At 37.4% G+C, this 11,491-nt stretch carries 11 protein-coding genes; 7 read left to right on the top strand and 4 right to left on the bottom strand.

Features of this window, described 5'->3' with window-relative positions; all coding sequences use genetic code 11:
• The first annotated feature begins 47 nt into the window (after positions 1-47).
• The 4 genes from H4J75_RS04315 (at position 48) to H4J75_RS04300 (ending at position 3,704) form a co-directional block, all read left to right on the top strand.
• Positions 48-1,070 carry an XdhC family protein gene (locus H4J75_RS04315; RefSeq protein ID WP_182215373.1) on the top strand — a complete coding sequence of 341 codons (1,023 nt, stop codon included), beginning with the start codon at positions 48-50 and terminating at the stop codon, positions 1,068-1,070.
• A gap of 24 nt (positions 1,071-1,094) precedes the next feature.
• Positions 1,095-1,739: an NTP transferase domain-containing protein gene (locus H4J75_RS04310; protein ID WP_182215372.1), complete on the top strand. Its 645-nt coding sequence runs from the start codon at positions 1,095-1,097 to the stop codon at positions 1,737-1,739.
• 149 nt (positions 1,740-1,888) lie between these two features.
• The gene (locus tag H4J75_RS04305) at positions 1,889-2,632 is read left to right on the top strand and encodes a S9 family peptidase (protein ID WP_182215370.1); all 744 of its coding nucleotides are present in this window, start codon (positions 1,889-1,891) and stop codon (positions 2,630-2,632) included.
• A 13-nt stretch (positions 2,633-2,645) separates the two neighbouring features.
• Positions 2,646-3,704, top strand: a complete 1,059-nt coding sequence (locus H4J75_RS04300; protein WP_182221446.1) for a WD40 repeat domain-containing protein — start codon at positions 2,646-2,648, stop codon at positions 3,702-3,704.
• A 77-nt stretch (positions 3,705-3,781) separates the two neighbouring features.
• Here the strand turns inward: H4J75_RS04300 and H4J75_RS04295 are convergent, their stop codons facing one another.
• The gene (locus H4J75_RS04295; protein WP_182215367.1) at positions 3,782-4,189 is read right to left on the bottom strand and encodes a GFA family protein; all 408 of its coding nucleotides are present in this window, start codon (positions 4,187-4,189) and stop codon (positions 3,782-3,784) included.
• 354 nt (positions 4,190-4,543) lie between these two features.
• Here H4J75_RS04295 and H4J75_RS04290 point away from each other — a divergent pair, with 354 nt between their 5' ends.
• Entirely contained in the window at positions 4,544-6,877 is a 2,334-nt protein-coding gene (locus tag H4J75_RS04290; RefSeq protein ID WP_182221445.1) for a fatty acid cis/trans isomerase, read from the top strand.
• 150 nt (positions 6,878-7,027) lie between these two features.
• Here H4J75_RS04290 and H4J75_RS04285 read toward each other — a convergent pair whose 3' ends face one another.
• Genes H4J75_RS04285 through H4J75_RS04275 form a run of 3 tightly spaced genes read right to left on the bottom strand, consistent with a single transcriptional unit; the run spans position 7,028 to position 8,946 of the window.
• Positions 7,028-7,735 carry an energy transducer TonB gene (locus H4J75_RS04285; protein ID WP_182221444.1) on the bottom strand — a complete coding sequence of 236 codons (708 nt, stop codon included), beginning with the start codon at positions 7,733-7,735 and terminating at the stop codon, positions 7,028-7,030.
• Positions 7,732-8,328, bottom strand: a complete 597-nt coding sequence (locus H4J75_RS04280) for a sigma-70 family RNA polymerase sigma factor (RefSeq protein WP_182221443.1) — start codon at positions 8,326-8,328, stop codon at positions 7,732-7,734. The genes H4J75_RS04285 and H4J75_RS04280 overlap by 4 nt, the downstream gene beginning before the upstream one ends.
• A 9-nt stretch (positions 8,329-8,337) precedes the next feature.
• Complete coding sequence (locus tag H4J75_RS04275) at positions 8,338-8,946, bottom strand: energy transducer TonB (protein WP_182215360.1); 609 nt, start codon at positions 8,944-8,946, stop codon at positions 8,338-8,340.
• A gap of 286 nt (positions 8,947-9,232) precedes the next feature.
• Here H4J75_RS04275 and H4J75_RS04270 point away from each other — a divergent pair, with 286 nt between their 5' ends.
• Positions 9,233-10,675, top strand: a complete 1,443-nt coding sequence (locus H4J75_RS04270; RefSeq protein WP_182221442.1) for a response regulator — start codon at positions 9,233-9,235, stop codon at positions 10,673-10,675.
• A 259-nt stretch (positions 10,676-10,934) separates the two neighbouring features.
• A complete protein-coding gene (locus H4J75_RS20375; protein WP_182221441.1) occupies positions 10,935-11,465 on the top strand; it encodes a type II secretion system protein in 531 nt (176 codons plus the stop codon).
• The last annotated feature ends 26 nt before the right edge of the window (positions 11,466-11,491 follow it).

Raw genomic sequence — 11,491 nt, 5'->3', positions numbered from 1 at the left:
AGCAATTTCGAGCAACAACACGTATTGCTCAGCAAGGACTTTTTCCTATGAGCAATCATTTATCGCACTTATTAGCGCAATGGTACCCGCATCGAGATAACGCTGATTGGGTACTTGCTACTATTTACCAGACCGAAGGCCCGTGTTACAGAAAACCCGGAGCTATGATGTTATTTAGTAGCCAAGGTGATCAATTAGGTATGCTAAGTGGTGGCTGTTTAGAGTCAGATATCGGTGTTAATGCCAGAAAAGTTATGCAAACAAACAAGTCAATGTTGGTTTGCTATGATGGAACTGACGAAGATGATTTATCTTTTCATCTGGGTATTGGTTGTGGCGGCACGATTTATATAATGTTGCAGCAAGTCCATGCCGCTAATGACTATTTATCATTGGCGCAAGTTTACGACGCACTTAAGCATCGTATTTCTGGCTACCTTTATCAAAGTATTGTCGAGCAAGGCAATGATGCGCAAGCTTATTTCGAAGCGAAAAAAGTCACGAATATAGCGGCAACAGCGACATTAATTCCCTCCCCCTTAAATAACGATGACAAAACAAACTGGTTAGCAACCCCGATTGTACCCGAACCTCATCTGCTTGTTGTTGGCGGAGGTATTGACGCACGTCCGCTGGTCAATATGGCTGAACAGTTAGGTTGGAAAGTATCGTTGTGGGATCCACGTCCCGCCAATGCTCGAAAAGAATATTTTTCAAATGTTAGCCATATTATAAAAGGCGAAGCCGAAGTACTGACCACCTTTGCTGCAGAAAAAGATGTTAACGCCGCCATATTGATGAGCCATAATGTCTCGATTGATGCACAGGCTCTAAAAGCTTTAGCTAACACCAATATTCAATATTTAGCTTTGCTTGGTCCAAACAATAGAAAACAGCAAGTTATTACTCAGGCTGAAGTTGTCGAGCAATCTTTATCGTTTACATTCGCCGGCCCTGCGGGTCTTGAAATCGGTGGAACCTTGCCTGAGAGCATAGCCTTATCGATACTTGCCGAGTGCCATGCCAGCTTATTTAACAAAAGTGCTCAGTCGATTAGCCATGTACTTTAGTCGTCGCCATCGAACAATAACACCATGAAACGCCCCGATTATAACTTGAAAATAGTGCTACTGGCGGCAGGTAAAAGTGAACGCTTTAACGGTATTAAGGTACTCGCAAAAGTACAGCGACAAGAAACGTCAATAACTTTACTCGAACATGCTTTACAACAACTGTTTTTAGCACTTAAGACACTGAATATCAGTAACAAAAATATTGGTGTCGCGACAGGGCGTTATCATCAACAAATAAGCGAATTATTAGACGACCCCGACCTCTTATATTATTGCGAAGCGGCACATTTAGGCTTAGGTCATACCATTGCACAGTCTGTTGAACACATGCTAAATGATGCACAGGATGATGAAAGTAGCATCAGCCATATTTTGATAGCATTGGCTGATCAAGTTGCTTTAACTGCAGATGACTATATCGCATTAATAAAACAGTCTTTAGCGTTACCAAACACGTTAGTTTGTGCAAAAGCAGGGCAAGAATTCATGCCACCAGCTATTTTCCCCTCAGTTTATTTTACCGACTTAATGCTCTTAAAGGGTGATAAAGGCGCTAAGTCCGTTTTATATACTAATAAAGAAAACCTTCAAACAGTAAACCTTCCTCATACCGAAAAAGATATCGATACCCAGCAAGATTTGGCTGATTGGTATAGCAATACATAAACGTTCTAATATTTAAAACACAACCTATTACATTATATAAGCCTAATTTTTCGACAATTTAACGCTTTGCTGTTTTAATAAACTCATCTATTGGTTAGTTTAGAGTAAACCGATTAATTAACGGGCCAGCCAAAACAACAGGAAAATTTATGAACACTTTTATAAAAATAATGTCTGCCGCGTTATTTGCAGTTACCGCATCAAGTCAGGCAACTGACCTTACGTTAACCACCGACCAAGGCTTTGAATTAAAAGCGAGTTATTACCCGAGTAATAAAACCAGTGATCGCGCGGTATTGTTATTGCACCAATGTAATTACAATAGAACCATGTATAACGACATCGGCCAGCAATTATCAGACAAGGGCATTCATGCCTTGAGTTTAGATTTCAGAGGCTTTGGTGACAGTGCTAACGATGAATTTAGTGTTCAAAAGGTTCAAGCATTACCAAGAGAATCACGAAGTGCCGCTTGGCAAAAGGTGTCTAAACATTGGCCTAGTGATGTTCAACTCGCTTATGACCATTTGAAAAGTAAAATGTCAGACAAAGGTATAGTCGGTGTAGTTGGCGCAAGTTGTGGTGGCTCTCAAGCCATTATTTTAGCAGAAAATAATCCTGTAAATCTCATTGGTTTTTTCTCATCAGGTCAGCCTGATGAAAACATTACGCGCTATAAAAAGATGCTAGCGGACAAACCTACTCTGATCATCGCTTCAGAAATGGATACCGGCACTTACCTTAGTGCGCAAAAATTATTTACGGCGTCTGAAAGCATGAATAGTAAATTTATTGCTTATAAAGGGTCTGCACATGGTTACCCTTTACTTGACAGTGATACGCAACTAGCCAGTTATATGGTGAGTTGGTTAGATAGTAATTTAGTGAAATAGCTTAAGAATAATTATGACAACAACTTTAAAAAAAATAACGATATTTATCGTTGGAATAACACTGATAGTTGGATGCAGTAACAACACCACAGCTAAAGATTTAACGAGTCAAAGCGTTAAAGAATACACCAAGTGCGTTGTTCATAAAAACAGTATTTGTAAAACTGATTTACACCCAAATAACGAACTTATTGCCACAGGAAGTTCAGGACCTAACGTTGAAATTTGGCATAGATATACCGGCAAAGTATTACAATCGCTTAAACACCCAGAAGGAGTGCCTAGCGTTAAATTTAGTCATGACGGCAAAATCCTCGCTACTGGCAGCTATGATAATAACGTAAGAATTTGGCAAGTTTCCAGCGGAGCGTTACTTAATACATTTTCTGGTCATCAGGGCATGGTCGTTAAATTAGCCTTCAGCCCCGATGGAAAAAGCTTAGCCAGTGTAAGCGCTGACGATACCGCCCGTCTTTGGAACTTAACGTCTGGTGAATCAAAAACCTTATCTGCACACGAAGGCGATGTATGGGGCGTGGCCTTCACTCCTGATAGTAAATCTCTGTTAACCGGTGGCGAAGATAACATTATTAATGTGTGGAATGCGTTCACTGGTGAGCATGTAAGAGCATTAAAAGAACATAACCAAGCGGTTTTAGATTTAGCCTTTAGTCACAACGGTAAGCTTCTAGCTTCCGGCGGCGATGACTATACGATAAAAATATGGGATACCACTAATTGGCAAGTACTCAATACATTAGAAGACGATTCATATTCTATCTACGACTTAACATTTAGTCATGATGACTCCTTTTTAGTAAGCGGTGGTCGCGACAAAGGCATGTTCAGTGAATTTCTTCAATATCAATGGGCATACGAGACTGATGAAAATGACATTACCGTTCGAATTTGGGATGTTAAAACAGGGAATGTAATACAAAGACTTAATGGCCATAAAAACGATGTTAGTAATGTAAATCTATCGTCTGACAGTAAAGTGTTGATCAGTTCAGGCGCGGATGGAAAAGTTGTGATTTGGGATACAACATCATTGCTAAAACGTTATTATTGAGAAGGCAGTGTGATATGAAAATTTTATCACACTGCACAATTATGATTTAGCGATGGACTTAACCTTCAAAATAGAGATTATTTTCGGCTAGGTTCAAAAGCATCGTATCTTGGAAGGTTTTCATCAAGATCTTCCCAGTTTGCTTTTGAGGTAGCAAAGTTATGCGAAATAGGTCTTTCTGAAATATCAGAATCAACTATACCTAAACGAAGTCTCAGCCTTGTTGGGTCTTGCTCATTTGAACTAAAAACAGGCGAACCACATTTTGAGCAAAAGTGACGGTTTCTACCAGGCTTGAAGGCAAAGGTTGTTAAAAACGCTTCACCTGAAGTGATCTCAAAATCAGCGGTATTAATAAAACCGTTGGTAGCAAAAGCCGTCCCGCTATTCTTTCGACATAATGAACAATGACAGTGAATGATATCACTTATTGCCCCACTAATTTTAAGGTTTATCGTGCCACACAAGCACTGACCTAAATACATATAATCCACCCTTTGGTTTGTTTTTATAAGACACTACATTCGCCTTGAGTCTTGGCAATCGTTATAGATTCTATCAATAAGTTGTGATTATTATCATCTAAAAAACAAGCAATATAGATAAATGGGCCGCTTTATCCCAAACCCAGTAATTATCTGATTATTATTACCGATATAAACCACAGATAGGGTTCACCTCCTCATAAATAACACGGCTACAAATAGCGCATTATTCATCGTGCTTTGTTAATGCATAAAAATGCCCTAATAAAAAAGCACTTAACCTTATCGGCTATTTATATTAAAATTGTTAGCTTAAGCAGCGATTGCCTGCACGTTTTATGCTTTAGGATTTTAATGCGTTTTTTTAAATTATTACTACTTTTCATCTTTATTTCAGGTTGTGCAACGATCACTTATGTTGAGCTTGATGACCGTTACGGCTTTTCAAACCCAATTCATCGCAGCAATGTTACGGCTATAACGCCACAACAAAGCGAGCTGTTTCATAATCAAGTGCGACCAATTTTAGAAAATCGCTGTATTGTTTGTCATGGCTGTTACGATGCACCTTGCCAATTAAAAATGGAATCTATTGCCGGTATTGAACGAGGCGCCAATAAAACTGTTGTTTATGATGGTGCCCGTTTACAAGCGATCCCGGTAACTAATATCCAAGGTAATCCTAAAACAATTGACCAATGGCGTAATGAAGAGTTTTATCCTGTTTTAAATGAACGCCAGCAATCACCACAAGCCAACTTAGCCAGCAGCTTGATGTATCAAATGCTACAGCTAAAGCGTAATAATCCCTTACCTGACGAGGTGATTTTATCGAAAGCATTTGATGTTAGTCTAAACCGCCAGCAAGAATGCCCCACCATAGATGAATTCAAACATTATCAAGAAAATAACCCTTTAGGTGGCATGCCTTACGCTTTACCTAATTTACCTGATGATGAATACCAACAGTTAACGCTATGGTTAGCTGAAGGTGCAAAAATGCCTGCGCCTACTGCACCAAGTGCGACTGAGCTTGTTATGGTTGAAAAATGGGAGACTTTTTTAAATGGCGACTCTAAAAAAGAACAGCTCGTTGGCCGATATCTTTACGAACACTTATATTTAGCCAATTTATATTTTGACGCTAGCCAGCAAAGCTTTTTTAATATCGTTCGTTCAAAAACACCACCCACACAAGCGGTGCAAATTATTACCACTCGTCGCCCATTTGAAGACCCTAACGTTGAGCGCGTTTATTACCGTTTACAGAAAAAACAAGCCACCGTTTTAGCAAAACGTCATATGCCTTACCGTTTTGATTTAGCGAAACTTACTCGCTATAAAGCGCTGTTTTTTAGCCCCGATTACACGGTAGAGAAACTCCCTGGCTATAAACTAAAATATGCATCAAACCCTTTTATTACCTTTCAGGCATTGCCTCTTGAATCTCGTTATCGTTTTTTGCTTGATGAAGCGCAATTTTCAATTATGAATTTCATTAAAGGACCGGTTTGCCGAGGTCAAATTGCCCTGAATGTTATTGAAGATCAATTCTGGGTGGCTTTTGAGAACCCAGAGAATATTGATATGTTTGGTATTAACAAGTTTTTAGTTGAACACAGCAAACTCTTACAATTTCCAGCAGCAACCAGCAGCAGCGTATTATCGATTCTAGATTGGCGCGAATATGCCAGTCGACAAAAAGAATATGTCGCAGCGAAAAAAGCCTTTATTGAAAGCCTTGATCTGCGAGCTGGCAATATTGACCTTGATTTAATTTGGAGTGGTGAAAATAATCCTAACGCTGCACTGACTATTTTCCGGCATTTTGACAGTGCTTCAGTGGTTAAAGGTTTTGTTGGCAAGCCACCCAAGTCTGCCTGGGTGATTGGTTACCCACTACTTGAGCGCATTCATTACTTATTAGTTGCTGGATTTGATGTTTATGGCGATGTTGCTCATCAATTAAAAACCCGTTTATATATGGACTTTTTACGTATGGAGGGTGAATCAGCTTTTTTAATGTTATTGCCCCAGAAAGTTCGAAAAGAGACCCACGACCTATGGTATCGCGAGACAAGTTCGGATGTTAATGACTATAATTTTTTAGCTAACTTCGCTGATTTGCCCGATTCGGGGATTGAATACCAAACTGACCAACCCCAAGCAGAGTTATACCAACTACTCAAAGAGCATACCGCAACAACACACAATAATAGTCATCAATTAACGTCGTCAATTAATGACTATAAATTCAAACGCCTGGAAAATTTAACTGGTGAAAGTGTTTCTTTACTACCAGAAGTCAGCTTTGTTGTCGTAAATGATAGCAACACAAGTCAGGTATTTACCCTGTTAAGAAATTCTGCCCATAGTAATGTAGCGCATTTGTTTGCAGAGAAAAAGCGTCGGCTACAAGCAGAAGATACGCTCACCGTAGCCAGAGGCGCCATAGGGACTTACCCGAAAGCGTTTTTTAATATTAGTCAGCAAGAAGTGGCTGAATTTATTGTTGCAATAGAAAATATGAAAACAAAAGATGATTACTTTAATTTGAAAAGTCGTTATGCGGTCAGACGTACCAATACAGACTTTTGGACGTTTTCCGACAAACTACATCAGCAACTAAACAATGATCAAGGTATTGAGTTTGGTTTATTAGATTACAATCGTTTGGAAAATAAGTAATAGCACTGAAAAAAAGGCAAAAAAAAGGCGTTTCTTGAAACCAAGAAACGCTTTATAAAAACATAAACACTAAGGGAAATAAACTCTCGTATAATAAGAGCCCCTATTGCCTGATAAGTTCAAATTAATTTAAATAAATTATTTATTTATTTATTTCAGCGTGAAATCAAAAATAATTTCATAGCCCTCTTCACTGTATATTCCTCGACGATAACGCCATTTTGATAACGCTTTTCTAGCAGAGATATTAAGCTCGCGATTAACACTCGACTCGACAGTGCTAATATTTAAAACTTCACCTTGTGGCGAAATACTATAAGCCAGCTTTACGGTACCTGATTGTTGGGCTCTAATTGCGTCAACCGAATATTTTGGTTGCTCTTGATAGAGTGGCACCAAAGATAACGTGGGTGGTTTAATATCGGCGGTCACTGAAACAGTGACAACATCAATAGGCAGTGAAACAATTAACGTCTCCGGTCGATTATTAGCTCCCAGAGCAATTTCATTCTCAGACTGAGCAGGAACAACATAAGGTTGTTTCGGTGCTAATGGCGGTATAACAACCGCAATAAATTCATCTTCTGGGGTTATTTCTTGATATTCAACGACACTCAGCTCTATTGGCGATTTTGGCGCTGTTTGGAGGTTCGCTTGCTTAGAAAAATGACTTATCACGGCTAAAATACTAAATGAAGCCACAGCTCCTAAAAATAATAGGCTCAATAACTGCATCAGCGTATATCGCGATTTTTTACTTTTTTGCAAAGCTGACAAATGAATTTCTGGTGCAATGACTTGTTGCTTTCTTTGTTGATAAAGTGAGGCGATCTCTTCGTCACAGGATGGGTGTTTCATGATTTATCTTCCAATAAATTTTTAATATAAGTTCTGGCATAACGCAAACGGCTTTTAATCGTTTCAAAGCTTTCACCGGTTAATTCGGCAATTTGTTCAAGTGAAAAACCTTCTTGTTGAAAAATAAAAGCTTCTCGCTGGTAAAAAGGCAATAAGGTAATTGCTCGATTAAAAAGGGCTAATCTATCAATATACTCAAATTGTTGCTCCAGTGAGTGATTATTGGTCTGCGACAATAGTTGTATATCTGTGGCCGCACCCTGCTCATCAAGGGATTGTGTTTGCCAACGGTTTTGCCTTCTTAATTCATCAATTAAGGTATTTCTAGCAATGGTAAACAACCAGCTTTTAACATTGCTGTGTACTGGATGGCTCGCCTTAATGTTCATCACCTTTAACCACATCGACTGAATAATATCTTCAGCGGTTTCTTTATCAGATTGGCTCAATAGATAATGATAAATTGGCTGATTAAATTGCTTAACCAGCAAAGTAAAATATTTATCTTTGCTGGTGGCAATATAACGCGTTATTAATATTTCAGGGCTGATAGTTGGATTAAACCAACCCTTAACCATAGAAGGTAACTTCAAAGGCGCATCCTAACTTTGTTGGTCCATAGAAAAATCTAATTGTACGGTACGACCTTTTTGATAGACCGCTGCTCCATCAACCGATTTTGCCTGATATTTCCATTTTCTTAAAGCATGTCTAGCCGCTTTATCAAAAATACGTTTTGGCTGAGCGTCAATCACTGAGATATTAACAACTTTACCGACTTCATTAATATCAAAAGCTAATTGCACCCAGCCTTCAGTTCCTTTTCTCATGGCTTCTATTGGGTATTTAGGATTAACACGCACGATGGGGCGAGCCTCATTATTATTCATACCTTGGTATTGCTTAAAGCCAGTACTACCTCCCGTCATTGAGATTGGAGCTGATTGGTAGGATAAATTGTGCGTGTCACTTGCAACATCAATCGTCACAACATTTCTTGGCATAGGCTCTGGTGGTGCTGGTGGTTCAAGCTTTACCTTATCGATTTCAATAACTTTTGAATCTTCAGGTAATTGTGCCACTTCAACAATAACATCGGTTAATGGCTTGGTAATATTTACACTGTCGCTACTGATTAAATACGCCATAAAAGCAAATAAACTAAAAGTAATAATAACTGCCAAGCTGATATAAGATAATAATTTAGCCATAGTAATTCCTTTATTTAACAAACAAAAAACAGATATAAGCGCTAAATTGCGACTTATACAGGTAAAACGTTTGGAAAAAGTAAAAGGGGTTAAATTATTTTTAACTAAAGGGATATTTATAAATAACCTGGTGATTACTCATCATTAACTATATTGTAAAATGAGGTTGGTTGGTTCCATAAAAATTACATTAGCTACTGTTCAAAATAGAAATAAAGAGTATAGTTAATGAGCGCTTATTGTTCTTTTATCTACCAAAGCGCTTTATTTAAGACAAGGAGCAGTTATGATGAATTCAAATATTTTCCTAGTAAACCTACCCGATCAGGTCTCTAAAAGTTTGCTTCCCGTATTACAGGGCGAAAATTTAGGACATGTTGAATCATTCATAGCTGATGACCTAACCCAACCTCTAAAAGTTGCTATAACACACACTGATTATCTCATTCTTTATATTGAAAAAATTGATGAAGAAAGTATTAGCAGACTTAAATTAAAACAAAATGTACCCACTTTATTGATAACCCGTTTTCTTAATTTTGAAATGGAAAGAACCGCTAAAGAACATTACATTGATATGGTGGTCAATGAAAATGATAGCGAATTAAGCTCTCTTATTTACGGTTTTATTAGACAACACGATATTTATCGTTTTCAACACGCACTGGTTGTGGATGACTCAAGAGTTGATAGCCGTATTGTTGCCAATATTTTGAGTAGTGAGTTTATTCATAACGACACTGAGCTTAATAGCGAGCAAGTAATAGAGCGTTTAAGATTAACACCCACAATTAATATTCTGATTCTTGATTATGAAATGCCCTCTAAAAATGGCTGTGAATTAATGCAAGAAATAAAGGAAACTTTTGTAGATCGATCTTTTATTTTTATTGGCTTAACCGGTAATAGAAATGGTGCGATTAAATTTTTAGCCAATGGTGCTGATAATGTTTTTATTAAGCCAATCGATAATGAACTCTTTATCTTAACGCTTAGAAGACTGATCTTTAATGCGCATAAAATGAATAAAGATCAATGTACTCTCAACGACTATAAAAAAATCATTAATAATATGACTAAAGAAATTTCTGACCCTATTTACGTGTTAACAACGGTGAACGATTGTTTATTAGAGGGAAAAGTCAGTAAGGCACAATACCAAAATTTTAAAGAACTTAGCCAGTTATCCAAAGAAAAATTAACCCGTACTTTTGACAGTTTTTTAAATTATTTTGCCATTTCTAACTATATGCAAAGCTCTGCTTTAAAGTCATCTTCGTTGCAATCAATGATAGCAACACAACTATACCTTGAATCAAGCAGAGATAAATTGCGTAATATTATTGTCAAAAAATCATTTGATGACGACATTAAAAACTTATGTGTTCCTGAAAAAATTGGTCAAGTTATCAATCAATTGACTCATGATGCCGTGATGCGGTCACAAAACGGTGGTGAACTTAAAATTCGACTTTATACAAAAAATGAGGATATTGTTTTTGAAGTAGAAGACGCCTCACCTTTAGATAAAGCCAATCCGCTGTCATCTGTAGGAATAGAAAAGTCCCCTGAAGGTCTAATACAAACACCTATTTTAAATCAATTACTTTGCCAAAAAATTATCAATGAATACGATGGTTCTATAGGGGTTCATCATGAAAATAGTGGCGACGTACATTTTTTTAAAATTCCCAAAAAGACATTTTATTTAGGTGAAATATATCATTAGCTTATGGCTTTATTCGTTAATCTTCTTGCTAGTAAAGTAATAAATTGATTATTTTACTATTTATTATCAACGAACAACGACAACCCACTCTGATTTTACTATAACGGTATCACCATATTTTGATGACAACATTTATAACAAATAGCTAAAATAGTTTATTTTATGTTGCTATATTGTTAAAGTGCAAACTCTTTAATACCACTTAACGTTTATACAAGTAACGTTAAACAACAAAATATAATTTATGTGTGTGCAGTCGATGAGTCGTAGTCGTAATCGTAATAAAGGTTTTACTTTAATTGAACTGGTCGTTGTCATCGTGATATTGGGCATATTATCTGCCACCGCATTACCTAAATTTATCAGCATATCAAAAGACGCAAAAATAGCCGTTTTAACCCAGTTTAGTGTCAGCGTAAAAGCCGCTAATAATTTAATCTTTTTAAAATCGAAGATGCCAAGCTATTCTACATTTCCAGTTCCTAGCCGCGCGGATTTAATTGATATAGATATAGACCGTAATGGCGTTATTGATCTTAATGGCGTTGATTTAAGGCTGTTGCACTCTTACATTGATAATCATGAAATTTACAAGCAGATTGATGTTTCTGAGGAGTTTAAGCTCTCGGGGGGCAAGGTTTTCGAAGAGCAAGGCGCAAACTTCGTCTTTATTGGTTACGATGTCAATGGCAACAATAAAGTCAGTGACGATAATTGCTATTTTAGATATACCCAAGCGCAATCTGCAGCAATAGGTCCGGCGTACGATATTATTGCTGACGGTTGCTAATTTAGGCAATCAGTAGACTCAATAAT

Source organism: Colwellia sp. BRX10-1 (assembly GCF_014077545.1).
GTDB lineage: Bacteria > Pseudomonadota > Gammaproteobacteria > Enterobacterales > Alteromonadaceae > Colwellia_A.
This window is presented reverse-complemented; position numbering and strand designations above follow the sequence as displayed.

Excerpts from the sequence above, each read along its gene's own strand:
- H4J75_RS20375 (WP_182221441.1), top strand. The coding sequence starts at position 10,935 with ATGAGTCGTAGTCGTAATCGTAATAAAGGTTTTACTTTAATTGAACTG.
- H4J75_RS04275 (WP_182215360.1), bottom strand. The coding sequence starts at position 8,946 with ATGGCTAAATTATTATCTTATATCAGCTTGGCAGTTATTATTACTTTT.
- H4J75_RS04305 (WP_182215370.1), top strand. The coding sequence starts at position 1,889 with ATGAACACTTTTATAAAAATAATGTCTGCCGCGTTATTTGCAGTTACC.
- H4J75_RS04300 (WP_182221446.1), top strand. The coding sequence starts at position 2,646 with ATGACAACAACTTTAAAAAAAATAACGATATTTATCGTTGGAATAACA.
- H4J75_RS04310 (WP_182215372.1), top strand. The coding sequence starts at position 1,095 with ATGAAACGCCCCGATTATAACTTGAAAATAGTGCTACTGGCGGCAGGT.
- H4J75_RS04315 (WP_182215373.1), top strand. The coding sequence starts at position 48 with ATGAGCAATCATTTATCGCACTTATTAGCGCAATGGTACCCGCATCGA.
- H4J75_RS04295 (WP_182215367.1), bottom strand. The coding sequence starts at position 4,189 with ATGTATTTAGGTCAGTGCTTGTGTGGCACGATAAACCTTAAAATTAGT.
- H4J75_RS04290 (WP_182221445.1), top strand. The coding sequence starts at position 4,544 with ATGCGTTTTTTTAAATTATTACTACTTTTCATCTTTATTTCAGGTTGT.
- H4J75_RS04270 (WP_182221442.1), top strand. The coding sequence starts at position 9,233 with ATGATGAATTCAAATATTTTCCTAGTAAACCTACCCGATCAGGTCTCT.
- H4J75_RS04285 (WP_182221444.1), bottom strand. The coding sequence starts at position 7,735 with ATGAAACACCCATCCTGTGACGAAGAGATCGCCTCACTTTATCAACAA.